The sequence below is a fragment of the Domibacillus tundrae genome, assembly GCF_000970675.1.
Classification (GTDB): Bacteria; Bacillota; Bacilli; order Bacillales; family Domibacillaceae; genus Domibacillus; species Domibacillus tundrae.
In genome coordinates this window covers 370,325-396,149 of record NZ_LAJA01000001.1, presented here as the reverse complement: position 1 = coordinate 396,149, position 25,825 = coordinate 370,325, and the positions used below count along the sequence as shown (strand labels likewise).

The 25,825-nt window shown below is 44.4% G+C and carries 23 protein-coding genes; 4 read left to right on the top strand and 19 right to left on the bottom strand.

Features of this window, described 5'->3' with window-relative positions:
• Window positions 1-2: 2 nt before the first annotated feature.
• The 4 genes from VQ00_RS01945 to xylA all read right to left on the bottom strand — a co-directional run bounded on the left by VQ00_RS01945 (window position 3) and on the right by xylA (window position 4,095).
• Window positions 3-218 (bottom strand): hypothetical protein, encoded by a 216-nt coding sequence (locus tag VQ00_RS01945; protein WP_046178432.1) that lies wholly within the window; start codon window positions 216-218, stop codon window positions 3-5.
• A 55-nt stretch (window positions 219-273) separates the two neighbouring features.
• Entirely contained in the window at window positions 274-1,197 is a 924-nt protein-coding gene (locus tag VQ00_RS01940; RefSeq protein WP_046178431.1) for an aldose 1-epimerase, read from the bottom strand.
• A gap of 12 nt (window positions 1,198-1,209) precedes the next feature.
• On the bottom strand, window positions 1,210-2,706 hold the full coding sequence (gene xylB / locus VQ00_RS01935) for a xylulokinase (RefSeq protein ID WP_046178430.1): 1,497 nt from the start codon (window positions 2,704-2,706) through the stop codon (window positions 1,210-1,212).
• A gap of 78 nt (window positions 2,707-2,784) precedes the next feature.
• On the bottom strand, window positions 2,785-4,095 hold the full coding sequence (gene xylA / locus VQ00_RS01930; RefSeq protein ID WP_046178429.1) for a xylose isomerase: 1,311 nt from the start codon (window positions 4,093-4,095) through the stop codon (window positions 2,785-2,787).
• 141 nt (window positions 4,096-4,236) lie between these two features.
• Here xylA and VQ00_RS01925 point away from each other — a divergent pair, with 141 nt between their 5' ends.
• Complete coding sequence (locus tag VQ00_RS01925; protein WP_046178428.1) at window positions 4,237-5,382, top strand: ROK family transcriptional regulator; 1,146 nt, start codon at window positions 4,237-4,239, stop codon at window positions 5,380-5,382.
• A gap of 136 nt (window positions 5,383-5,518) precedes the next feature.
• On the opposite strand, the gene VQ00_RS01920 is transcribed toward VQ00_RS01925, so the two are convergent.
• The 11 genes from VQ00_RS01920 to VQ00_RS01870 form a co-directional block, all read right to left on the bottom strand.
• Window positions 5,519-6,841, bottom strand: coding sequence for a glycoside hydrolase family 30 protein (locus tag VQ00_RS01920; protein ID WP_046178427.1), 1,323 nt, complete (start codon window positions 6,839-6,841; stop codon window positions 5,519-5,521).
• A gap of 15 nt (window positions 6,842-6,856) precedes the next feature.
• On the bottom strand, window positions 6,857-8,863 hold the full coding sequence (locus VQ00_RS01915; RefSeq protein ID WP_046178426.1) for a beta-galactosidase: 2,007 nt from the start codon (window positions 8,861-8,863) through the stop codon (window positions 6,857-6,859).
• Between the two features lie 26 nt (window positions 8,864-8,889).
• Entirely contained in the window at window positions 8,890-9,714 is an 825-nt protein-coding gene (locus VQ00_RS01910) for a carbohydrate ABC transporter permease (RefSeq protein WP_046178425.1), read from the bottom strand.
• A complete protein-coding gene (locus tag VQ00_RS01905; protein ID WP_082091432.1) occupies window positions 9,714-10,658 on the bottom strand; it encodes a carbohydrate ABC transporter permease in 945 nt (314 codons plus the stop codon). Before VQ00_RS01905 ends, VQ00_RS01910 begins: the two co-directional genes overlap by 1 nt.
• 68 nt (window positions 10,659-10,726) lie before the next feature.
• Entirely contained in the window at window positions 10,727-12,004 is a 1,278-nt protein-coding gene (locus VQ00_RS01900) for an ABC transporter substrate-binding protein (protein ID WP_046178424.1), read from the bottom strand.
• A gap of 87 nt (window positions 12,005-12,091) precedes the next feature.
• Entirely contained in the window at window positions 12,092-13,168 is a 1,077-nt protein-coding gene (locus tag VQ00_RS01895) for a response regulator transcription factor (RefSeq protein ID WP_046178423.1), read from the bottom strand.
• Window positions 13,165-14,922 carry a sensor histidine kinase gene (locus VQ00_RS01890; protein ID WP_046178422.1) on the bottom strand — a complete coding sequence of 586 codons (1,758 nt, stop codon included), beginning with the start codon at window positions 14,920-14,922 and terminating at the stop codon, window positions 13,165-13,167. The genes VQ00_RS01895 and VQ00_RS01890 overlap by 4 nt, the downstream gene beginning before the upstream one ends.
• 115 nt (window positions 14,923-15,037) lie before the next feature.
• Window positions 15,038-15,748, bottom strand: a complete 711-nt coding sequence (locus VQ00_RS01885) for a LutC/YkgG family protein (protein WP_046178421.1) — start codon at window positions 15,746-15,748, stop codon at window positions 15,038-15,040.
• On the bottom strand, window positions 15,745-17,175 hold the full coding sequence (locus tag VQ00_RS01880; RefSeq protein WP_046178420.1) for a LutB/LldF family L-lactate oxidation iron-sulfur protein: 1,431 nt from the start codon (window positions 17,173-17,175) through the stop codon (window positions 15,745-15,747). The genes VQ00_RS01885 and VQ00_RS01880 overlap by 4 nt, the downstream gene beginning before the upstream one ends.
• 13 nt (window positions 17,176-17,188) lie before the next feature.
• On the bottom strand, window positions 17,189-17,905 hold the full coding sequence (locus VQ00_RS01875) for a (Fe-S)-binding protein (RefSeq protein WP_046178419.1): 717 nt from the start codon (window positions 17,903-17,905) through the stop codon (window positions 17,189-17,191).
• A gap of 249 nt (window positions 17,906-18,154) precedes the next feature.
• The gene (locus VQ00_RS01870; protein WP_046178418.1) at window positions 18,155-18,871 is read right to left on the bottom strand and encodes a FadR/GntR family transcriptional regulator; all 717 of its coding nucleotides are present in this window, start codon (window positions 18,869-18,871) and stop codon (window positions 18,155-18,157) included.
• Between the two features lie 148 nt (window positions 18,872-19,019).
• On the opposite strand from VQ00_RS01870, the gene VQ00_RS01865 reads away from it, so the two are divergent.
• The gene (locus tag VQ00_RS01865) at window positions 19,020-20,828 is read left to right on the top strand and encodes an L-lactate permease (RefSeq protein WP_046178417.1); all 1,809 of its coding nucleotides are present in this window, start codon (window positions 19,020-19,022) and stop codon (window positions 20,826-20,828) included.
• Window positions 20,829-20,865: 37 nt separating this feature from the next.
• Here VQ00_RS01865 and VQ00_RS01860 read toward each other — a convergent pair whose 3' ends face one another.
• Window positions 20,866-22,248, bottom strand: a complete 1,383-nt coding sequence (locus VQ00_RS01860) for a PH domain-containing protein (protein ID WP_046178416.1) — start codon at window positions 22,246-22,248, stop codon at window positions 20,866-20,868.
• Between the two features lies 1 nt (window position 22,249).
• A complete protein-coding gene (locus tag VQ00_RS01855) occupies window positions 22,250-22,744 on the bottom strand; it encodes a PH domain-containing protein (RefSeq protein ID WP_046178415.1) in 495 nt (164 codons plus the stop codon).
• Window positions 22,745-23,243: 499 nt separating this feature from the next.
• On the opposite strand from VQ00_RS01855, the gene VQ00_RS01850 reads away from it, so the two are divergent.
• Entirely contained in the window at window positions 23,244-23,423 is a 180-nt protein-coding gene (locus VQ00_RS01850; RefSeq protein WP_046178414.1) for a hypothetical protein, read from the top strand.
• A gap of 189 nt (window positions 23,424-23,612) precedes the next feature.
• On the opposite strand, the gene VQ00_RS01845 is transcribed toward VQ00_RS01850, so the two are convergent.
• Complete coding sequence (locus VQ00_RS01845; RefSeq protein ID WP_046178413.1) at window positions 23,613-24,455, bottom strand: STAS domain-containing protein; 843 nt, start codon at window positions 24,453-24,455, stop codon at window positions 23,613-23,615.
• 131 nt (window positions 24,456-24,586) lie between these two features.
• Here VQ00_RS01845 and VQ00_RS01840 point away from each other — a divergent pair, with 131 nt between their 5' ends.
• Window positions 24,587-24,913 (top strand): iron-sulfur cluster biosynthesis family protein, encoded by a 327-nt coding sequence (locus VQ00_RS01840; protein WP_309143098.1) that lies wholly within the window; start codon window positions 24,587-24,589, stop codon window positions 24,911-24,913.
• 32 nt (window positions 24,914-24,945) lie between these two features.
• Here VQ00_RS01840 and VQ00_RS01835 read toward each other — a convergent pair whose 3' ends face one another.
• A complete protein-coding gene (locus tag VQ00_RS01835) occupies window positions 24,946-25,773 on the bottom strand; it encodes a metallophosphoesterase (RefSeq protein WP_046178412.1) in 828 nt (275 codons plus the stop codon).
• Window positions 25,774-25,825: the final 52 nt, after the last annotated feature.

Here is a 25,825-nt window from a genome sequence, read left to right as displayed (position 1 = left end):
CCTTAAAAGATCAGCACATATCCGATGCCCATCATGCCGACCGTCAATCCCGTCATTATGAGCAGCACCTTGAGTTCTGGCGCGAGCCATTCTTTTGCCGCTTGAACGATTGGCGGGTCAGGATCAGTCTCCACGCAGCTCAGCTCCTCCGCTTCTCTCTGTAAGTAATCATCCGGCGGCGTTCCATTTAAAAGCGTTTCGATGAGTGATTTTTTCATTTCATCCTCTTCTTTCAGCTCTTTTCCTCATTGTACCAAAAAATCCGCAGTAAGATCACTGCGGATGTGCTATCTCTATTTGGGCTATTACACGGTCTTCTTCACCCGGCTGTAAAACACGCAGTCCGGTCGTTTCATGCGGCAGATCCATGTTGAATGCGTTCGTTATGCACGTGTACGGCTCGGGGCAAAAAAAGCCTTCATGTCCGTTTCCGTTATAGACGACCCAATGCTTAAACGAAGAATCGGTCTGGTACTTAATCATTTGGCCCGTTTCATTGTTAGTCAAAACTGCTTCATTTCCTTGTTCAACAGCAGCAAATGCATCATCGAGCGGCACACCCTGTATATTTTTATTGTGAAACGGCTCCCCCGGTACTTGTTCCCCCGTCGGAATCGCTTCTTCGCTTAACGTCCACTGGCTTTTGTTCGTTAAAGAAAACGTAGAAACTGCTTCATCAAATCGAAAAACAGTATGGTAGCCGATGCCCCATGGAAAAGACTCGCTGCCATTGTTTTTTACAATGGCTTTCTGGCGCAGCACCTGTCCACTCAGTTCGTACGTTAAATGAATCAACACATCTTTATAAATCTCCGGTTCATGTAGCCCAATCGCTGTTTCAATCGTGATGATTCCATCTTCTTCTTTTTGCGCTGTTACGTCCCACGGCTGATCATACACAAAGCCGTGAATATGATGTTTGCCTATTTCATTGATCGGAAACTCATGGATGACATTATTAAACGTAAACGTCCCGCCTTCGATTCGATTCGGCGGAAATAAAACCGGAATGCCGTGCAAAATTGGACTCTCTTTTAACGCCGCAAAAGAATCCGGTTTAACGAGCAATTCCTGTCCTGTTTTCAAATCAACCAACGAAATGACGTTGCTGCCGAACGACGGGATGAGAAGCAGTTGAAGATGATCGTTAGACGCTTGAATCGCCTCAATGCCATCAAATAGTACGTGCTGAATCATAAGAAAACTCCTTTACGCGCGAAATGACCGCAGTTGTTCGTTAATTGCCTTTGTTTGATCATACACTCTCTGATAAATAGAAAACAGTGATTGATATTGCTTTGCCCGTTCCGAATCTGGTTTAAACGTCTGTCCTTCTTTAATGAATACATCTGCGCACTGTTCGAGAGAGTCAAACATTCCGCTTCCAGCCGCCGCAATCATCGCAGCACCCATCGCCGGCCCTTGTTCGTTTTGCAGCTTCACAACTTTGGCATCGAAAATATCCGCCTGCATTTGCAGCCATACATCATTTTTCGCCCCGCCGCCGATTGAAATCACCGTGTCGACCACTTTTCCTTCATTGCGGAACATTTCAATAGATTCCTGTAAAGAGAACGTAATACCTTCCATGACGGCTCTTGCAAAGTGGGCTCTCGTATGGGCACTGTCAATGCCAATGAAACTTGCCCGGATGACTGAATCCGGATGAGGCGTCCGTTCACCGACTAAATAAGGAGTATACAGGAGCCCGCCAGCGCCCGGCGGAATGTCTCCAACCCCTGCCAGCATCTCATCAAACGACTCATCTTTCGCAAAAGTGTCTTTAAACCATTGCAGGCTATGACCAGCGGAAAGCGTCACACCCATTGTATAAAACGCGTTCTTTTTACCGTGGTTAAAAAAGTGAACCTTCCCTTCAAAATCACGGGCAGAATCGTCTTCATGCGCTAAAATGACCCCTGATGTGCCGATGCTGCACATCGTTTTCCCCGCACTTAAAATACCGGCGCCAATTGCTCCGCACGCGTTGTCCGCGCCGCCCGCAAAAACAGGCGTTTCTGCGCGCAGCCCGGTTTGTTCCGCAATGGACGGAAGAAGTGTACCCGTTCGCTCGGTTGAGTCGACAAGTGGCGGACAAAGAGAAAAGGGAATATGAAATGCTTCACAAATCGGTTTACTCCACTCCTTATTCGTGACATCCAATAAAAGCGTCCCTGCCGCATCCGAGTAATCCATATGAGCGTTTCCGGTCATTTTCAGGCGCACGTAATCTTTTGGCAGCAAGAAAAGGGCCGCTTTTTGGAACAGTTCCGGCTCGTGTTCCTGCACCCAGCGGATTTTTGGAAGCGTAAATCCTTCCAGTACCCGGTTTCTTGTAATAGCCAGCATCTTTTGACCAAGCGTTTCGGTGATCTCTTCGCATTGTTTCGTTGTCCGTGTATCATTCCATAAAATCGCTTTTCGAAGAACTTGATGCTGCCCATCAAGGAGTACAAGCCCATGCATTTGGCCGGAATAACTGATACCCATAATGTCTTCCGCCGGTACATTCGCCTGCTTCATCATTTCCTGTAGAGCCTCAATCGTTCCCGTTACCCAATCATCCGGATTTTGCTCACTCCAGCCTGCCCGTTCATGAAAAAGCGGATAGCTTTTTGATGCTTCCGCGCAAATGTCACCTGCCGCATTTACTAAAATTGTCTTCACCGCACTAGTACCGAGGTCAATCCCGATTACGTATTTCATTTTTTCCGCTCCTTTGAAAAAGGGACCGGATTCCCCCAGCTCTTAGGTGATTTTCCGGTCCACTTTTATTTTTTTATTTTAGTTCCCCAGCAAATACTGGTTCAGGATCGCTTTTAAGTTTTCCTGCCGTCCTGAACGATTTTGAATCTGGCTGTTTTCGAGTGCATATTTTTCAAGCGAATGGAAATCAGCGCGCCCTTCCACGACCTCAAGGCCAATGCCTGTTGTATAGCTGCTGTAACGGTCTGCAATCGCGTTTTCAAATGCTTTGTCTTCAATTAATCGATGCGCTGTTTTTAAACCAATGGCGAATGCATCCATGCCGGCAATGTGCGACAAGAACAAGTCATCTGCTTCAAAGGAAGCACGGCGCACCTTCGCATCAAAGTTCAAGCCGCCCTTGCCAAGCCCGCCATTTTGCAAAATTTCGTACATCGCAAGTGTAGTGGAATAAAGATCGGTTGGAAATTCATCTGTATCCCAGCCAATAAGCGGGTCACCCTGGTTCGCATCAACCGAACCAAGCATGCCATTAATGCGCGCTGTGCGAAGCTCATGCTCAAATGTATGACCGGCAAGCGTTGCGTGATTCGCTTCCAGATTTAATTTAAAATGGCTGTCGAGTCCATATTGGCGAAGGAAAGACAATGTTGTTGCCGCATCGGTATCGTATTGGTGCGTTGTCGGCTCTTTTGGCTTCGGCTCAATTAAAAATTGGCCGTCGTAGCCGATTTCTTTTGCATAATCGACCGCCATATGCAGGAAGCGCGCCAAGTTATCAAGCTCGAGTTTCAAGTCCGTATTTAATAATGTGTCGTACCCTTCACGGCCGCCCCAGAACACATAGTTTTCCGCACCAAGAAGCTTCGCTGTTTCCAATCCCTTTTTCACTTGCGCCGCCGCATAAGCGAAAACATCCGCATTGCTGCTTGTTGCCGCCCCGTGAACGAAGCGTGGATTCGTAAACATGTTGGCGGTGTTCCAAAGAAGCTTCACATTGCTCGTTTTCATATAATCTTGAATCATCGATACAATGACATCAAGATTTTCATTTGTTTCTTTTAAGCTGCTGCCTTCTGGCGCGATGTCACGGTCATGGAACGCGAAATACGGTGCACCCAATTTTTCGTATAGTTCAAATGATGCTTCAACACGCGCTTTCGCAAGATCCATATCTGAATATTTATTCCATGGGCGCTGCATTGTCGCGGCGCCGAATGGATCGCTGCCGTTTGCTGTGAATGTATGCCAATAAGCGATTGAAAAACGAAGCTGTTCTTCCATCGTTTTGCCGCCAATGACTTCTTTCGAATTATAATGCTTAAATGAGAATGGGTTTTTAGAATGGGCTCCTTCAAATTGAACTTTATTTACGTTTTCAAAATACATAGTAATGCCTCCCTTTTTATGTTTGTTGTTTGATTAAACTAACTTAATTAGTATCTTAGCAGAATACGCTTTCATTTTTCAAGCTTTTCGTTATAATAAAAGAGAACTTTATTTAAATAAACAACAAAGCGAGTGGCAAATATGATGATTGCAGATCAAAACTTAGTGAAAAAAATGAATAAGCGGCGGCTTTTACAGGAGGTTATTCATCATTCTCCTATTTCACGCGCGAATTTATCAAAAACGACCGGCTTAAATAAGTCTACCGTGTCTGCTCAAATTCAAGAAATGGTCGATGAGAAATTCATTTTCGAAATCGGGCAGGGCCAGTCAAGCGGCGGGCGCCGTCCTGTTATGCTTATGTTTAATAAACAAGCGGGTTATGCCATCGGCGTCGACATTGGTGTGGATGATATGACCGTCCTTTTAACCGATTTGGATGGATCGATTGTAACCGAACGTTATTTCGATTTAAAACAATCTTCGCCGGATGAAACGATCGCTCTTCTTTTAACAACGAATCAACAGATGATCGATACAATGCCCGTTTCTCCATATGGCCTCATCGGCATTGGTATTTGTGTGCCCGGGCTTGTGAACCGTGAAGAACAAATTGTCTTAACGCCAAATACACACTGGAATGGCGTTGAATTAAAAAAAATAGTCGAAAGTACATTCAACGTACCGGTCACGATTGAAAATGAGGCAAACGCCGGCGCGTATGGCGAAAATATATATGGAGCAGCAAAAGCATATGATGATTTTATTTATATCAGTGTCAGCACAGGCATCGGCGTCGGACTCGTCCTTGGCAATGAACTGTACCGCGGCGTCCACGGTTTTTCCGGTGAGATGGGTCACATGACCATTGATTTTAATGGGCCAAAATGCAATTGCGGAAATCGCGGCTGCTGGGAGCTGTATGCTTCGGAAAAAGCGTTCCGCCAGTCATTGCCCAGAGAGTGGAATGATGATGAAATCGCCTCCCGCCTTCAGAAAAATGATGTTGAGCTGTTCCGAGCGCTTGAAAACTTTGGTCATTATTTAGGCATCGGACTCGTTAATATTGCCAATACATTTGATCCGGAAGCCGTCATTTTACGCAATCCGCTGATTGAATCCAATCCATTTGTGCTGAACGCGTTGAAAAACACACTGTCATCCCGCATGAATGTCCGCTTCGATACAGAATGCGCCTTCCTGCCTTCAACGCTTGGAAAGAATGCGCCGGCACTTGGGGCGTGTTCGATGATGATCGAGCAGTTTATTAACGGCATTACCGCATAAACTTCTGCAGCTTGGGCTGAAATATAAAAAAGAGGGCCGGATTCCAGTGCTCCTGGGCCGGAAAAATATTTTTCCGCCCTTGGCGCCATGGATTCCGGCCCAAAAATCATTATTCCGGCTTAAAAACAGCTCTTGGTTACCATGTAATCGTATGAAACGATTCTTTTTCCAGAAAAAAGGTGTAGATTTCTCCGTTGATCGTTACATTTGCTTCACGTGTATCTTTAAACGGGTTTTGAAGAACAATTACATTTGTGGCGTCCGGATTTTGAAAAGCGACGGCAGTGCCAGTCCACGGTCCCACCGTTTCAATACGTCGAGCACCTGGTTTTACAAAACGCGAGAAATGGTTCATAACATAATATTCCGGATTGCAGTGGACCGTTTGTTTTTCCACGTCAGCCGTCATCATCGCATTTTGCTTCCATCCCCATGTACTTTTTCCTTCCGGCTCTAAAATCATGTTCCAGTAAATATACGCATTCACTCCATTAATAAAATAATGACGGTACAGGTTAAATACATAATGAGCGTAATCCCACGTATTTTTCCCATCGCCGCATTCGTTCTCTGTCTGCATATACCTCATGTCCGGATAGCTTTGAACCGTTTGCTGCAGTGCATATTTCCCTGCCCATTGATATCCGACACCTGAAATGAACTGGGCTGCTTCCAGATCGTTTAAAGATGGTGCGGCAATGGAATCATAATCAGAAGCCGATTTGGCAAACAAATCTTCCACGATTCCATTAATAGTGCCAAGCCAAATTTCTGTTTCAAGGCCATGCTCCTTAAAAGCCGGGCCTAAATAATCTCGGATAAATTCACGCAGCTGTTCGCCTGTCCATACGCATGATGGGAATTTTTGATCCGCGACCACTTCATTTTGAACATGCACTTGATGAATCGTAATGCCTTCTTCCGCATATGCTTGGACAAATTTAACAAAGTAAAGCGCATATGCTTTTAAAATAGCGGGCTCCCAGCGAAGCGTACCGTAATTGTATGCTTTCGGGAACTTCATCCATGTCGGCGGGCTCCACGGTGACGCGAAAAGCTGCAAATCTGGATTTCTTTTTAATGCTTCTTTTATATAAGGAATTAAATACTGCCGGTCCCTTTCAATACTGAAATGGTCCATTTCAACATCATTTTCTGCTTCATTATGACTGTACCATTCAAGTGCATAGTCACTGGCGCCGATCGGGAGCCGGCAAATGGAAAAGCGGCTATCTCCGTCCGGCGAAAAAAGAGCGTCATACACTTTGTGCTGCTCCCTTTCCGGCAATTGCTGCAGAGCGTGGTACCCAAGTTCATTAAAGCACCCGCCAAACCCTTCAATGACCCGCTTTGCGTCGTCAGTGACGATTAAGTTAACTGAGGCATCCGCTTTTTGCTCTGGCTGTTTTTCCTGCCAGTACTGCTCTTTCGTTGTGGAAATCCACTGTATGTTTGTCATAATATGCCTGCTCCTTTATTGAATCTCTAAAATCAAAAATCCCCACGGCTCCACTGTCATGCTTTGTTCAGCCTTTATGTTTTCTCCAGAAAGCAATTCAATCGCTTCTCCATAAGGGGAAAGCATCGTTTGAGGTTCCCATGAGTAATTTAATAAAAACTTGATCTGTTTGCCATCTTGATTGGTTCCGCTTTTGATGATGAGTGGGAATGAATAGGTCTGTTCACTTTCCCAAATTCCCGCACGCTTCAATGACTGCTTTAATATGCTGGACATCAGCTCACTTGAAACGATGCAGCCGATATAGGTCGCATACCCTTTTTCGCATTCATTTCCAGTAACAGCCGCGTAATCTCCCCAGGCTGGGTGGTCATAGCGGGCCAGCGTTTCCGCAGTCGTCGGAACGAGAAGCTCCATCCACGTGTGCACCTCGTTTTGCTCTGTTTCGACTTCGTATGGGTGATCCGTTAGTTTCACGTTTTTCGGCTCGACAAACATTTGATACTGTACACCGCATACTTTTTCAATATGTCCGGGCTGCACCGTTGTGCGAACTTGCACATGTTCATTTGTAAAGCCGGATTTAAAGGTAAAAATGGCATGCCCTCCATTTTCCACATACGTATTTATCCGGTCTAACAGTTCATCCGATGCCACATAAAGACAAGGGACAATTAACAATGAATAATCTTCAAGCCTTTCTGTTCCGGGGTGAATAATATCGCATTCCACATTCAACTTATACAGTTCATCATAGATGAGCCGGACGATGTCGTTATAATTCAATTCCGTCTTTTGGTTGAAAGGAAACCATTGCATTCCCGTCAATGATTCATTGCTGACTAGAATGGCCGTTTTGTTGCTTTTTTTTAAGTTCACCAGTTTCGGAGACAAGCGGTTAAAATCAGCCCCAATGGATTTCGCTTCATTGTAAACAGGATTCGGCTGCAGATCATGGCTGAGCAGCCCTTTCCAATACGTCTCAAACGAATTATGAATCGAATGCCAGTGCCAGTACGCCACCATACTTGCTCCGGAGGCCACGTGGCTGAAGGCCTGCAGGCGCAGCTGGTTCGGGTATGGCGTCCAGTTGGAAAAGGCCTGTGCCTCTGTTTCCAAAACCAAATAGTTTTGCTGCTTGGTGGACCGGGCTACGTCGCCGCCGAATGAAATTTCAATGCCGGTTAAGTCATCCTGTGTCGGGTGGTAAATATCAACACCGGTGATATCAAACGGTTCGGATGCTGTAAAATGATTTACATTCGGCTGCACGCCAAACGAATACCCTCTCCACTCAAAATCAAAGTTTTGCGTAATAAACTGGTCCTGTTTGCGGTATTCCTTCACAATGTCGACCTGCCATGACAGAAACCGGTTAACAAGACCACGCTGAAATTTCGAGAATTCTGCCCCTAGGCTTCCATTGATCGTCCCAACAACAGACGGCATGTCTTCCCATGCGTTGACTTTATTACTCCAGTAAGTCAGTCCAAACTCTTTATTGAGCGCGTCTGTTGTGCCAAATGTCTCTTTTAAATACTTCACAAACTGCAGCTGCACGTTCCGGCCACTCGTATCATAATGCTTTGTTTCATTATCAATTTGATAGCCGATCACAGCCGGATGGGTGCTTACCTGCTCCATCAGCTTCCGGATGATGCGCTCTGCATAAAACAAATAAACCGGGCTGGTAATATCCATAATTTGACGAGCTCCGTACTTTCCAGGACCCTGCCTTGTTTCCGCCAACACTTCCGGATGTTCTTTGACCATCCATGTTGGGACCGCATACGTCGGTGTACCCACGATGACCTGAATGCCCGCTTTGTGCATGGCATCCAGCACCCGGTTGACTGATGTGAAATCGAAAACACCGTTTTGCGGCTCGTGCGTGCTCCATGTGGATTCCGCAATCCTCACTACGTTAATCCCGGCATCCTTCATCATTTGTATATCTGTTTGGAGCCGTTCATAGGGCATATATTCATCATAATACGCAACACCATAGAGTAACTTTTCCATCAGTATGTTCTCTCTCTTTCTACCTTTTATTTAATAGCTCCGTCCGCAATGCCTTCTAAAATATATTTCTGGAAGAATGCATAGAAAACAACGACTGGTAAGGCTGTTAATACAAGTGCTGCAAGTATTTTTGGCCAGTCTGCTGCGTATTGGCCGAACAACATGTTGATCGACAGCATTAACGTGTAGTTGTTCACATCTGTCAGCATAATGAGCGGCAATAAAAAGTCATTCCACAGCCACAGCACGTTTAACACTAAAATGGTTGCCGTAATCGGCTTTAGAAGCGGAAAAATAATTTTGGTGAAAATTTGAAAGTCGTTGCAGCCATCGATTTTTGCCGCTTCCTCCAGCTCTTTCGGGATGGCTTTCACGAAGCCGTGATAAAGAAAGACCGACATATTTACCCCAAGGCCGATGTATATAAATCCAAGGCCGATTAACGAACCCTGTGCCCCGACACCTTTCGCCATTTGACTGAGTGTAATCATAATAGAATGAAACGGGACAAGCATCGATGCGACAAACATCAAAAAGATAAAATTGCTTAATTTCCCCGACGTACGGGCCAGCTTATAACCGGCGAGAGAGCCACAAAAGACAATACCAGCAAGACCGACAACGGTGACGATCAGTGTATTCCATGCACTGCTGAGCAGATTCAGCTCCTGGAACACGCCAATGTAATTATCAAGGGAAAAGTTTTCTGGCAAAGCAAGTACCGAATCAAAAATTTCCCCTTGTGTTTTAAATGAGTTGACCACGGACATATAGATTGGAAAAAATGAGACGACAGCGAAAAGGGTTAATACGATATTGACCGACCATGAAGCAGCTTTGTTTTCCTTCATTACGCTTCGACCTCCTTGCGTTTTGAAATACTGATTTGAATGATTGTGATGACAAGAACAACAAGAAACAAGATCATCGCTTTTGAATTGGCGTAGCCAAACCGGAAGTTATTTGAAAAAGCCTCCTGATAAATATTCAGCGCCATCACCTGTGTGGATGTTCCCGGACCGCCTTGTGTTAAGGCATAAACAACGTCAAACACTTTGAATGCCCCATTTAGTGTTAAGAATGAACAAATCGTAATGGCATGCATAATCATTGGCAGCGTAACCTGGCGCAGCCGCTGAAAGATATTTGCCCCATCAATCATCGCTGCTTCTGTCAGTGATTTCGGAACACCCTGCAGTGCCGCCATATAAATAATCATCATGTAGCCAATTCCCTGCCAGAGTGAAACGATGACAATTGAATAAAAGGAAACGTCCGGGTCACCGATCCAGGACTGATCGAGAAACGAAAAAACGGCTTTTTGAGAAAGCTCTGGGAACACGTTTGTGAAGATAAATGAAAACATAAACGAGCTGATAATTAAGCTGATCATATTTGGCATAAAAAAGATGGTTCTGAAAAAGCCCTTGGATCTCACTCTTGATTCAATCAGCAAGGCTAATAACAAGGCCACAATATTTTGTACGAAGAAAACGACGATTGTATATTTAAGCGTAAAGAAAAATGAGTCGCGGAACGCAGGATCATCCTTGAAGGCTTCGATATAATTGTCAAATCCGACAAAATTATAAGAAGGATTGAGCCCGTTCCAATCGGTGAAGCTGTACACTCCCGCACCAAGCATCGGGATAAGCAAAAAGATGAAGTAAAAAATAAAGGCAGGCAGTACGAATAAAATTAAACTTAAGCGACTGCTTTTCGTTCTTAATTTTTTTTCTTTTTTGCGCACATTGACTGAGGTTTCTTTTTTGTCGTTAATGGCTTTTACCGTCATGCTGATTCAGTCCTTTCCTTGCTTTATATAGGGAAAGACAGCTTATGAGGCTGTCTTTCTCTCACTAATTATTTATTAAGCTTATTGTATTCCTGCCATGCGCGGTCGAGCCCTTCAACGACTTCATCCTGTGATGCATCCTCAGCATAATAGCTTTGCAGCAGTTTTTCGGAAGCTGATTTAACAGCTGCAGGAATGGTTGGATCTTGATAAACTTTGCCTTCTTCTACATATTTCGCAGAGTCAGCAAGCCACGGGTACGGTTCAAATGTATGAACATCTGAAATCGGATTAAAGCCAAGGCTTTCATATAGTTCGCTTGAATCCTGCTCATCCAAAACATAATTCACAAAATCCTTCGCTACATCTTTCACTTCACTTTGTTTCGATACAGCCAGTGACGTCGATGTACTCAAATCAATTAAAGTGGCATTTGGATCCTCATTTATTGGCAGCGGTGCTACACCAAAGTTAAAATCAGGATTGGTTGCCATTAAAGATTCAGCCATCCAAGGACCTTGCACCCACATCGCGGCTTCGCCGGCTGCAAATGCGGCTGCTCCTTGATCCTGGCCGACTTCAAACGGACGATCTGTACCATGGGCATGGACTAAATCAATAATAGGAAACATTTCATCTTGTAAATCTGCAAAGGACCCTTCATCTGCATTCATTTTTTCGACAAATCCTTTTTGTGTCGTGCTTTCAAGAGCACCGACTGTCAGCGGCAAAAACAGCTGTGGAATATAGGAATCCTTGTAAGCTCTAATAAATGGTGTCACTCCTGCATCTTCAAACGTTTTTACAACCGCTTTCATTTCTGTCAGTGTTTGCGGAAGCTCTACGCCATGCTTTTCAAATAAATCTTTGTTATAAATGTATCCCCACTGAAGCGTTTCAAGCGGAAGTGCCAGAACACGATCGTCTTTAGTGACAGCTGGCGAGACCGTATCATACATTTTTTCAACAAACGGCTCACCTGATAAATCTTCTAGGTATCCGGCTTTATCATATACAGGAATATCGTTGACTGCATGGAGGGCAAATACATCCGGACTGTCTCCTGAAGCGAGGCGCGTTTTCAGCAGCTCATCGGCTTCATTTACGCTTGGAAGTTCAAGTTTAACCGTAACGTCCCGTCCTTCTTCCTTTTGTTTTGCCACGAATTGATCAATATATGTTTCATACTGTTCTTTAAAACGAGGCTGTCCGATGAAAACTTTCAGCTCTACTTGATCAGAGTCCCCTGATGATGAACCGCCAGATGAACTGCTTTCTCCTCCACAACCTGCCAGCATTCCAGCAAATAAAACGGATGCGAGTGGTAATGTAAACGCTCTTTTCATTTTTAGCTCCCCTTTGCTTTTTTTTAATCATAGTCGGTTTTTCACTCTTGATAAATTGACAATATTAGCGCTTACATTTGTATTATATTAATCTTTCCTCATGGACCCGGGAGATGTCCCGTACACTTTTTTGAATAATCGGTAAAAATAAGAGACATCCTCGTATCCGATCATGCTGCTGATGGTTTTGTATTGAAGCGTCGTCGTTTCAACCAGTTCTTTGGCTTTTTCCATCCGATATTCAATAATAAATTCGGTAATATTGCAGCCAAATTTCTTTTTAAATGCGGTAGTTAAATATTCCTTGCTAATATAAAATTTTTTCGAAATCATGCCGAGAGATAAATCGGGGGACGAATAGTTTTCTTGAATGTACTGCTTAATTTCATCCAAGTTGACGCGTGTCTTTTGTTTTGCTCCTTTTTTTATTTTCTGTATAGCTGTTTTCCCGATCACTTGAACGTTCATCAATACAGTCTCAACCGGAATCGCAGGGTGATACATAAATTCTTTTCGCTTAAATCCCAAATCTTCTATAGTAACGTCATGTTGCTTCATAACGTCTTCCATTAACAAAAGAAATTGCTGATGGAGGCGATAGTGAAGGGACTCATTTTGTTTAAGCTTGGGCGTAATCTGCGTTAAAAATTGCTGAACGGTCGCCTCAAACTGTGCTTCATTTAACTCTTTTAATGAAAATGCCAGCGTTCCGTAAAACGGATCTAATAGTGAAGTGATTTCTGGCTGCTTGGACGCAAACAGCGGGTAGCTCATTTGCTGTTGCTCTAATTTCCGTTTTTCCATAATGGCTTTTCCAAGAGCTTGATTTAACTCTTCTCCATCCACTGGTTTCGGCAAATATTCAATGGCTTTTGCTTTAATGGCCTGGCGTGTATACATAAAATCCTGGTAGCCACTCAACACAATAACCGGAAGATTCGGATAATCCCGCTCCAGCACTTCAAGCAGTCCAATTCCATCCATCCCCGGCATTTTCATATCCGTAATGACAATATCAGGTCGTGACTCTTGAATGTTCCTGATCGCCTGCTCTCCATTTACGGCTTCTTCCAAACGGGTGATTCCCCATAATTCCTGATCAACAAGCGTCTTTACCGTATCTCTTGTCCATCGTTCATCATCCACGATTAATAACGTTGTCATGCTCTCACGTCCTTTAGTTTTGAGGGAATGCGAATCGTCACCCTCGTATATCGAGCTTCGGTGCTGTCCAGTTCAATGCCATATCCTCTGCCAAAATAAAGCTTGATACGTGCATCTACATTTTTCACCCCAATGCTGCGCTGTTCAGAAAATCCTTCCATGGCAAGCTTCTTTCTGACTTCTAGTAGTCGTTCTTCACTCATTCCTGCCCCGTTGTCTTCAATTGTTATATCAATTTCATCAAATACTTCTTGTATATCAATTTTGATGATACCTTTCTCAACCTGAGTTTCAAAACCATGCTTAAACGAATTTTCAATAATTGGCTGAAGGGATAAAAGAGGAATCAATGCTTCGTTTACAGATTCATCTACAAACAGATGGACTGAAATATTTTCTCCAAAGCGGACTTGCTGAATATATAAATAGTTTTTTAAGTGGTCAACTTCTTCTCGCATCGGTACGAGATCCCCTTGTTTTTTTGTGATATAACGGAACATCAGCGCCAGCTTCTGCGTCATTTTATAAATTTCTTCCGCCCCATTTTTAAGCGCCATTCCCCCAATTACTTGAAGTGTATTGTAAAGAAAGTGAGGGTTAATCTGCGCTTGTAAAGCAAGAAACTGCGCATCTCTCGTTTCCATTTCACGTTTATAATTCTTTTCAATAAGATCCCGTATTCGATCGATCATCTCTTTGTACTTGCGATGAAGGGTGCCGATTTCATCTGTACGGTCTACTTTCATATTAACGTGAAAATCCATTTCTTCCACGCGCTCCATAGCTTTCGTTAATGAGACTATCGGCTTCGCAACTTGGTTCGATACAAGGATAGACAAAATGACCGTTAAGATCATTGAAATAATTAGAATGACGATGCCGGATCGGCCGATATGAACAGCGCCCACCATCATGACTTCTTCTGGAACCATTTTTAAAAGTGTCAATTCGCCGTCCATCATTGTTTGAAGAAAATAATAGTTTTCTTCTTCTTTGGCATAGGTAATTTGTTCTGATTGTTCCGCTATTTTACGGCTGAAAGATTCCGTGAATTTAATTTCATCCGGATTGTAAAGGGCAGTTCCATTTGAGTCGAGAAGCAAAATATGTTCTCCTTCATTACTTTTTAGGTTTTCCGCAATGTGATCCATTAATGAAAAGTTAACATTAATTTGAATTTTCCCGACTGCTTTTTGATCTTCGAAGCGATAAATGTATCGTTCGAATGAAAATGTACCTATTTCCTTGTTCACACCAAAAATGGCATCTTTGTTTTCTTGGCGAACTGGCAAATCCAAATAAGGATAAACGAAGAAATCGTTGTTTTCCACTTTATACAGCTGGTTCGCTTCAAACGAAATAAGGGAAGCTGCAGCGACATCATCTCGCCCGTTAAACAAGCTAAAGAGCTTGTCTTTAATATAGGATTGCGTATTAAACGCATTAGCCGTACCGATATTATCCACTGATGAAATACTGGGCACCAGCTGTTCATCCACAATAGCATCGAATAAAAATTCATCATACCAGCGAATCTGCTCCTCTATGTAGCTGCCGGACAGTTCTATCCTCGAAATATTTGAGCTTATTTCCGAGGATTCGACCGTGCCTCTTGAAATTTGCGTAGAGATTAGCATAAATACGAGAAGCGGAACCATCATGACAAGCAGGAGTGTCCCCATTAGTTTTCGTTGAATGCTATCTAAAATAGTTACTTTAAAATAATAGAACATCTTTTCTTTCATCCGTCCCATTCGTCACCCACCTTTCTAAAACCTCTTTTATTGTAATCGTTTTCAATCTGATCGTAAAACGGAATTTCCACAAAAAAAAATGCCACAGCGTGAATAGCTGTGACGTTTCTTTTTCCTAGCAATCTTCCACCACGATATAAGCGGCCTTCACAGGTCCATGCACGCCAACCACGAGGTTCATTTCGATGTCGGCGGAGTTGCTTGGACCTGTGATGAAATTAATGCACGAAGGAATGGTTTCCCCTGCCTGAACGCGGCGGGAAATTTCCTGCGCCGCCTGCGTCATGCGCGGGACAATCGTGCTTTTCGGGATAATCGCAATATACTTATGCGGCAGCAAGCTGACAGAACGGCCTTTTCCTGCACCGGAAAATAAAACGACTGTGCCGGATTCCGCAAGTGTCATGTCACTGAACGTAATGCCGATATTCGCTCGTTCCGCTTCCGCCACATTTTCCTTGCCGCGGGCAGCATCCCATTCGTTTACTTCAACGTTGCGTGCCGGCCACATTTCGTTGATCAATCCGCCAAGACCAAACTCAGCAAAGCGCGGATCCTGCCAAATGGAGACCGGGCCACCGCCATATAAATTAACCGTCGCTTCCAGTACGTCTGCTAATTTTTCGCCGGTCGTTTCAATAAGTTCTGTATGAATAAGCTGGCATTGGTCGCGAAACACGTTCATCAGTTCGTCTGGTGACTTGTCCGCAAGTGTTTTATCCTGCGGACGGAATTGCCAGTTTCGCTCCGGCTTCACGCTTGTATTGCGGCTGCGGCCAAGCTGAGCGGCCACGTTATTTAAAAAAGAATCACGGTGGTGGATCATTTTTCGCCGCCTCCTTTTTCATGTTCTTTAAACCAGTCACGGAACCGTTCTTTGTTCGGCGCTGGAAATTCGCGGATTTCCGTCCACGCTTTCAGCGGTCCAGGCCCATTTGAAATACGGTCGTTTTTCGTAAACGGCTTCATCATCGCAGAGGCCATCTTAGAGCCGGCCGCATACATCGGATTAGATGCTGCGCCAAGCCCGAATGCTTTCATCGCCAGTTTTTCTGAAATCGGAGCGCGCCCTTCCCGCTCGACGATAACTTGCCGATGCTTATGCAGCAGCTCATGAAGTGGAATTTTCACCGGACAGGCATCCGTACAAGCGGCACAAAGCGTTGATGCGTAAGGCAAATCCTTAAAGTCATCGTAGCCGCCGAGAAGTGGTGTGAGCACAGCGCCAATTGGTCCTGGATAAATCGAGTTGTAAGAGTGGCCGCCAATATGACGGTACACCGGGCAGACATTAATGCACGCCGCACAGCGAATACACTGCAGCACCGACTGAAATTCCGTTCCTAAAATTTTCGAACGTCCGTTATCCACGATGACAAGGTGGAATTCTTCCGGTCCATCAGCGTCCCCTTCCTCGCGAGGGCCTGTCAGGGCTGTGATGTAGCTTGTTAATTTCTGACCGACTGCACTGCGTGTCAGCAGGCTCACAAGCACGTCGAATTCTTCAAATGTCGGCACGATCCGCTCCATGCCCATTACCGTAATTTGCGTTTTCGGCATGTCTGATACAAGACCCGCGTTTCCTTCGTTTGTCACAAGTCCCACAGATCCGGACTCCGCGATCGCAAAGTTGCAGCCGGTGATGCCGATGTCCGCTGTTAAAAATTCCTGGCGCAGCTTTTTACGAGCGTGAAGCGCCAGTTCTTCCGGTTTTGATGTGAGCTTGTAATCAAGCTTTTGGGCAAACACGTCGCGAATTTGTTCTTTGTTTTTATGAAGCGCCGGCGTGACGATGTGAGACGGTGGATCATGCTCATCAAGCTGTAAAATGTACTCGCCGAGATCCGTTTCGATCACTTCGCACCCTTCATCTTCCAAAATTTGATTTAAGCCGATTTCTTCTGTGACCATGGATTTAGCTTTGACCACTTTTTTGCCATTTTTCCCGTTGACGACTTCCCGAATATACGAATTCGCTTCATCAGCCGTTTCAGCAAAAAACACGTGCCCGCCGCGCTTTTGAATATTTTCGGTCAGCTCATGCAAATAGTAGTCCAGGTTATCTAACACGTGCTTGCGGATTTCTTCTCCATGCGACCGCCACTCTTCCCAGTTGCCGAGTTCTTCCGCCGCATCGAGCCGGCGTGTGCGGAGCCGTTCTTGTGCGCTGGCCACCGCGCCGCGCATAAACGTATCTTCCATATTTTTATTGACGTTGTCTTTAAATTTGCCTTCACCGATTTTCATTGCCATGTTATTATCCCCCTCACCGGCTGTTTAACACTTCCGCGATGTGCATGACGCGGATTGGTTTTTCTCTTCGTTCAATTCGGCCGCCGATGTTCATTAAGCAGCCTCCATCCGCGCCAATTAAGAAGTCTGCTTTTGTTTGTACTGCTGAATCTACTTTTTCGTCAACCATCTGCTCGGAAATATTGCCCATTTTTACAGAAAACGTGCCGCCAAAGCCACAGCAGTTATGCGCATTTGGCAGAGGAACAAACTGAAGCCCTTCGACGTTTTGAAGCAATGTCATCGGCGCGTCTTTTACACCGAGAAGGCGTGTCATGTGGCACGATGGATGATAGGTTGCCACACCGTTCAGCTTCGCCCCGACATTTTTCACTTTCAGCACGTCGACAATAAATTCAGTCAGCTCATATGTTTTCGCGGCCAATCTTTCCGCACGCGGATGCCAAACCGGGTCATCATGAAAAATGTACTGGTATTCTTTAAACATCGTTGCACATGAACCAGAAGGCGTCACAACCACTTCCGCGTTTTCAAATGTTGCAATCATTTTTTTCATCGCGTCTTTTGAATCTTCTACATAGCCCGAGTTATATGCCGGCTGGCCGCAGCACACCTGCCCCATTGGAAACTCAATGTCACAGCCAAGCCGCTCAAGCACTTCTACTGTTGCTTTGCCCACATCTGCTTGAAACATATCGACGATACATGTGATAAAAAGCGTAACCTTCACGTTGCTCACCCCAAAAGTAAGGTCATCTGATGACCTGTATAATATGATTTCTTTTTATGATACAACAAACGCTTTCATTTTCCAATGATTTTCTTGCATACAAAAAAAAGCCGGCTTATGTGCGGCTTTTTCCTAAAGTGGTGCAATGTTACCTGGTTAACGAGCAATTTTTTCACAATTGGTGCGAAAGCAGATGAAATGGTGCGATTTTGATAAATTTTGTGCGAAATCACTCAAAATAGTGCGATGTCAATTCATTTTCATATAGTCTCGCAACACGTTTTCGACATAGTCCAAGTGAGCGGCCATGGCTGTACGGGCTTCTTCCGGATTACCTGCATGAATCTCTTTGAAAATAGCATCGTGCTGCTGATTTAACTGTTCAACTGTGGCACTCGCTTCGTATAAACAAATGCGCCGCGTTTCCCGCATTGATTCGGCGGTCATATCGGATACATGATTCATCAAGCTGAGCAGTAAATCGTTTCCGGCTGATGAGGCAATCGCTAAATGAAAGGCCAAATCCGCTTTTTCTCCTTTTTCTGGATCGCCCGAATAAGCGACCATGTCGGAAAGAGCTTCATTCATCGCCGCAATATCTTCATCTGTACGCCGTCTGGCAGCCGAAACAGCAATGCCTGTTTCTAAAATTTTGCGTACTTCCATCAAGTTTTGCAGATCTGCCTGATTCATTAAAAGAGCACGTTGCAGCGGAAAGGCAATCCCTCCAGGTTCAAATGCTTTTACGTACGTGCCTTCTCCCTGCCGCATTTCAATAAGCCCCATCGCTCGAAGTGATGTGAGTGCTTCCCGAATCGCAGACCGTCCGACTTGAAAGCTTTCAGCCAGCTGCTGAACAGAATCAAGCTTTTCACCCGGCTGTAATTCACCAGAGCGAATCGAATCAAGCAGCGTGTCCGCTACTTCTTCATATATTTTTTTCGGTTTAATTTGTTTATATTTCAACGTCGACCTCACCTCTCGTCTATTATATACACAACAAAGAAAAATTTTTATTGATTTTTTGAAAACGTTACCCGTATAATCAAAACAGGTCATCTGATGACCTAATCAATTTATAATTGAAATCGCTTACTTAGGGAGGGAAAAAAGAATGAGCTTGCTTACATTATCACTTATTTCGATTGTGCCCATACTAACCATTATGTTTTTTCTAGTTATTTTAAACTGGCCGGCCAACCGTGCAATGCCTGTTGCGTTAGTTGTTACAGCCGCCCTTGCCTTATTCGTTTGGGGGACGGACGGCAATGTTGTTGCAGGTGCTGCCTTTAACGGCGTCATTACTGCTTTGGAAGTTATCTTTATCGTTTTTGGTGCTGTTCTTTTATTAAACACCGTAAAAGAAAGCGGTGCCATTAATACGATTCGCCGTGGGTTTATCGGCATTTCACCAGATCGCCGCATTCAAGCGATTTTAATTGCCTGGCTGTTTGGTTCCTTTATTGAAGGCGCTGCCGGATTTGGAACACCCGCTGCGATCGCCGCGCCACTTTTAGTCGCTATCGGTTTTCCAGCGATGGCTGCCGTTATGGTGTCACTCATTATCCAAAGTACACCTGTCTCATTTGGTGCAATCGGAACACCAATTCAGATTGGCGTCAACACCGGCTTAACAGATCAGCCTGCAGTACTTTCCGGTCTGCAAGGTACAGGAATGAACTATGCAGAGTATTTAATGTACATAACGTCTAATGTGGCAATGATTCATGCGATTGTTGGAACGTTAATTCCCTTACTTGTCGTAGCAACACTGACTCGTTTCTTTGGACCAAATAAATCATTCCGTGAAGGATTGAAAGTATGGAAATTCGCCCTATTTGCCGGAATTTCCTTTACTCTTCCTTACTACATCATCGGCGTGCTTCTTGGTCCGGAATTCCCTTCGCTGCTCGGTGCACTTGTTGCGTTGTTGATCGTTGTTCCAGCTGCGAAGAAAGGCTTGTTTATGCCAAAGGATGAAGTATTTGATTTTGCGCCAAGAAGCCAGTGGGAAGAAGACTGGTTCGGCAAGCTGAATCATGAGCCGGAACGCGAAGAAGGATCACAGCGGTCAATCTCAATGGGCATGTCGTGGCTTCCGTACATTTTGGTTGCCGGGCTGCTTGTTGCATCGCGTACAGTCGAGCCTTTAACGGCGGCTTTAAAAGCGCCTACTCTTGTGTTCGAAAATACATTCGGCTCTGGTATTACAACAACGTCAACGCCGCTTTTTTTGCCGGGCTTTGTTTTTATCGTTGTGTCTGTTTTGACCTTTTTCCTTCATAAGATGAACACAAAAGCGTACACAGCCGCGTGGAAAAATTCATTTAAAACGGCTGTTTCAGCCGGAGTCGCCCTTATTTTCGCCGTCCCGATGATCAAAATTTTCTTGAACACGTCGCTTGCGGCGGATAAAGTTAATGCGGCAACAGAGTATTTAGCTGGGCAAAACATGCCGCTTATTTTGGCGGAAAGTGTATCTATTGTTGCCGGTGATTTCTGGCCGATCGCGGCACCTGCCGTTGGCGCACTTGGCGCTTTTATCGCCGGAAGCAACACATTCAGCAACATGATGTTTTCGTTGTTCCAATTTGGAGCGGCCGGCAATATCGGTCTTGATGTGCAGCAGTCCGGCATTGTTGTGGCGCTTCAAGCTGTCGGCGGTGCGGCCGGTAATATGATTTGCGTGCATAATGTTGTCGCAGCTTCCGCGACAGTCGGACTAATCGGTAAAGAAGGTGCGCTCATCCGCCGTGTCCTCCTGCCAATGACATATTATTTGCTTGCTGCCGGATTCCTCGGCATGGCGATTATCCACAGAACAATCAATGTATGGCTGATTATTTATGCGGTCATTGTCATCGCTTATCTTGCCCGTTTAATGACAGCGAAAAATGGCTTAACAACGGCCGTTATTCGATAAAAAATCCGCCCCGGCCTCTTGAGCCAGGGCGGATTTTTTATTTCCGTTTTGCATACCAGTCATAAAATGCGCTCGCAACAGAAACCGGTACATCCATCATGGCAGCATAATGGACGGGCTTTGCCCGGTTGGCAATACGGATCGTCGACAAATTCCACTTTTGCTGCAGCAGCCCTTCTTTCACATCGATTTCCTGTATTTTCTCACGGGTTGTGACCAGCAATTCCGTTGTGAAAATCCCGGATTTCATTTGCAAAAAGGACCCATTGATTAAATAACGGGCCTGCTTAAACTCGAGCCATCTGCCAAACAGCAGCAGCATAAGCAATATCGGCGAACCGTACCAATAAGCCGGCTGCCACCAAAGCAATATAATTGTAGCAATCATCCATAGATAACTTGGCCGCATGAGCTTAATCCAAAGTGCCTCGCGTGGAAGCTTTTCCATCTCCATTTCTATTTTATATTCCGGAAGCAGTTCTTCTACGATACGCGCTGCTTCCCCCACTGGTAAAAATGGAAACAATGAATTCGTCTCAAGCTCTTCTTCTCCTGTGTTTCCGGCACTGATCAGCTCCACCTCGACCAGTCCAAACCATCGTTTTAACAGCGATTGTTTCCATTTTACCGCTTGCACTTTTTCTTTTGTAATCGTAAAAAGCGTTTCATTCAACACACCTTTTTTCAAGTAAATCCGTTCCTCATCCGACATAATTTTAAAGTTCCCATAGCGTAAATAAGTCGTAATGATGCCAGCCGCCGCACCGAATACAAAAAAAGCGAAAATAATCGGAACGAGCAGCCAAAGCGCCGCCATCACATAATCAGCCACTTCGCGTGTCAATCCACTCAGCTTAAAGAATTCATCAATTGTGAAATAAACGGAAGCGAGAATCGGAATAATCGCAAAAAAACTAAACGAAGTAAACGATGCTTTGAAAAGCTCACGGCTGGTCACGCTAAAATGAACCGTTCGTGTATCTTCTTCCATTTCCTCGTTCAGCATTTGTTCAATACCATCTGCTTCTCTTAACAGGATCATATCAAGTTTTACAGATGCTTCGTCCCCGCCTGTTTCAAGCGATAAAGATGTCATACGAAACAGCTTGTGAAAAAAGGATGTGTGCCGATGAGCGTTTTGAATGCGTTCAAGCGGCACGTGCCGTTCTGACTTCACGAAAATGCCATTGTGAACGTGAAGCGTCTGCTCACGAAATTCATACCGGAACGTCCACCACGTTAAAACCGCTCCAATCATGCTGAACAGGATAAAAATGAAAAAACCATATCGGCCCCAAACGACCCACTTCGCTTCAGCAGCCGAATGAAAAACAAATAAAAAGATGGCGGGGAAAAATAAATTTTTCACCATATAGGACATTGAGAAAAGAATTCGAATGGGATGAAGACGCTTTTTCATCCTATTCGCCGTCCTTTACTTGCGCAAGCCGGGCAATTTGTTCCCGCAAAGCAAGCGCTTCTGATTCCGGCACAGCCGGAATATGATGAGACGATGCCATCGTGCCAATTTGAATATTGTATAATCCATACTTCCGCATAATCGGCCCTTGATTAGTCGTGACATATTCCACTTTTGTCATTGGAACAAGCACGTGAACGTGTGTCAGCGCTCCATGCTTCAGCTGTATGTACTCTTCGCTTACATCGTAGCGCCACGTGCTCTGTAAAATGGCCGGTTCCACACCAATCGAATAAATACCGGATAAAACCGTGAGCCCAACCAGTCCATACAGCACCCAGCCGATCCAGTTCCACCAATGAAACGCCATATCCATTCCGATCAGTGCTGCCAAAATAAGCAGCGCAATAACGTGGCCAATCATCCGGCTCATCCGCCACATGGCCACTGCACGTGAGGAAATACACTGTTCCGGTTCTTTTATTTCTTTTTTCATCAATCATCCACTCCATTCGCTCCTCTTTTATACGAATGAAGTAACATTTTGTTTCAATGATTGCTCATATTGGCATTACTTTTTATTCATCCATTCCTCTTTCAGCTGTTCTGCATAGGTTGATAAATTCAGTTTTGCTTTTTCAGCCACGTCTCCTTTTAATGAAGAAACAAACTTATCTAGAAAAGAAAGCGCCTGTTTTTCTTTTTCTTTCTAAATTACTTGAAAATCATTTTCAATTACTTATTGACAAAATTGGAAGAAGCGGATAAGATAATAGTTGTAACCGGTAATGATAATCATTATCACTTTAGCTTTACCCCACCGATTCATTGTGCATTGTTTGGCGTTCCGAATGCCCATCCGGAACGCCCCCTTTTTTGTTTGTTTTAATGTAATGTAAAGAATATGTAAATATAGCAAAAATTTGTTTACCCTTCTTGAATTCGGGAAATGGAATAGTGCTTTTCATCTTACATTTTCTGAGGAGGTTTTCGGTTTGGGTTCTATTTTAAAGAAAAAGTTCGTTACTGGCGGGATGGCTGCGTTTTTGACACTTGGTGTTTTGGCGGGCTGTGGCGCTGAGGAAGAAGAAACAGATACCGACACTGACATGGAAGAAACGGAAACAAAAGACACAGAAATGGAAGATACAGAAACGGAAGAAGAAACAGAATAACGAAAATGAAAAGCCCGGATCATTATGTGATCCGGGCTTTATTGCGATTATTAAACTTTTTCCATACTAAATAGATAATCCGATAATGACTGGTGTGAACAAGATGGTTGGCATAAATCAAAGAAGGATGTTAACCGTTTCGATGTTCAAAAACCGGGGTGCACCGAAAACTGAACTGCTCTTTCTTATTTATTTTCCAAATCCTAAATGAACCAGCGCTTGAGGCAGGCCGTGGAACGTTTTGATCTGGCTGAAGTTTAAACCTAAGTGAATAGCGGTCTGCGCGACTTCCGGACGAATGCCGGAAAGAACGGTTTCCACTCCAAGCAGCTGAAGTGATTGTGTTAATTGAAACAACTGATTGGCCACAAAGGTGTCGATGTTGTTCAAGCCGGAAAGGTCCATCACAAGATGCGTTATGTGCTTTTGGACACATTTTACCGGAACGGACTCAAATAAGGACGCCGCACGCCTTTCATCCATTATACCGATTAATGGCAATACGGCAATTCCTTTTGATACGGGAATAACGGGCGAGTCTATTTCTTCAATCAGCCTTTCCTGCCCTTTTAATCGACTGCGGGTCAGCCGGTAATACTGTGTGGAAAATTCGCTAATGAGCATATCCAAAATCGGATGATAGATCGCACTCCAGCGTAATACATCCTTTTTTTCAATTTCTTCGCGGACCAGACTGTAATCTGTAATAAAATCCCAAATAAGGTTTCTCGTTTTATTAATTGCGGCAATTACTTCGTAAATGGGCGTATCCCATTCAAGCCGGCTTTGGACCACAATTTTTGTCCACTGAGACAGGTTTTCGTCAAACAATTCTTGATCTGGAAGAAATCCGCTCGCAATTGTCTGAATTGTAAAAAGGTGCTGTTCCCTCAGCTGTTTTTCAATGGCTGTATCGGCATTTTTCGCATAAACGGATCCGTCCATTTTTTGACGAGTATCAAACCATTTTTTGCTTATATCTGTTGCTTTTTCATTGATTTCTTCATAAAGTGCCCGATCTTTTCGATCCATATCATCATCCCCTATCTCACGCCTCTTTCCTTATTATACCGCTTTCCCTTTTTATGTGAACGATAATCGAGTAACCAAAAAAAGACGGCTGACATGCTGTATGCTATACTGAAAAGAAAAAGGACGGGTATATGATGGAGATTACGATTACACCAGCAGCTTCCGAAAAAATACATGCGCTAAAAAATCGCGAAGACGGCATTTTAAAACTGAAGTGGGACACGGAAGGGAACGGCTGCGTGCTGAACGGCATCCCGACTCTTTGGTACGTGGACGAGGCGGATGCCGATCACGATGTGCTGCTTCAAACAAATGACATGCCGATTTTAGTGGAAAAACCCAAAATGGTTTTTTATGACGAAGAAGTGAAGATCGACTATTCACAAGAAGCAGGCATGTTTCAACTAAAAAGCCCGAACCAAATACTAAATGGGCGCATGGCGTTTCGAAATAAATAAGAAGGAGCGGCTGCACAAGCAGACCGCTTTTTTTAGCGTGTTTTTTTCAACTCTGTTACGACAATTTCCGGCCGGTTAAAGATACGCTGCGGGGCCATACTGTTGCCGAGACCGCGGTTAACGATCATCGTCGACGAGCCCCTCGTATGCGCACTAGCGGTATATTTTGGGAAAAACCCCTGCCCCGGCGCAAACAATCCGCCAACGAATGGAATGCGGATTTGTCCGCCGTGCGCGTGGCCGGTAAATGTTAAATCCATGCCAGCTTCCACATAGTCATAAAACAACTCGGGGCGGTGCGAAAGCAAAATCGTGTATCGATCCAGCTTTTCCCCTGTCTGCGCCGACTTCTTGAGCGCTTCTTCTGTTTCAGTTATTAACGGATCATCAATGCCGATCAAATGAATGGTGTCTCCTTCACGCTGAAGATTCACACGCTCATTTCGCAAAACATTTACACTCATTTTTTGCAGTCTTTTTTCTTTTTCCGTAAATACCTGCCACTCATGGTTGCCTGTTACAAAATAAACCGGAGCGATTTTAACCATTTCTTCCATCAGTTTATATCCGGCTTGTTCGTTACCCCGCCGAAGGTCAATTAAGTCTCCTGTGAAAAAGATGACATCCGGACGCTGCGCTTTTACTTTTTCCACCAGCACCTGTTGATTGTCTCCGAATAGTTTACTGTGAAGGTCCGACAGCTGGACAATCCGATATCCATCGAACCCGAGTGGAATCTCTCGTGATTCAACCTGGATTTCCGTAACCGTCAAGATATTGTTTTGAACGTACGAAAACGGAATCAGCAGAAGTAAGAATAAAACGAAAATCAAGACCCGTTTCTTGCGTTTTGCTTTCACCTCATTTAATCATCCCTTCATTGTTATCCATTATTCTGTTCGGCGTGCTTCC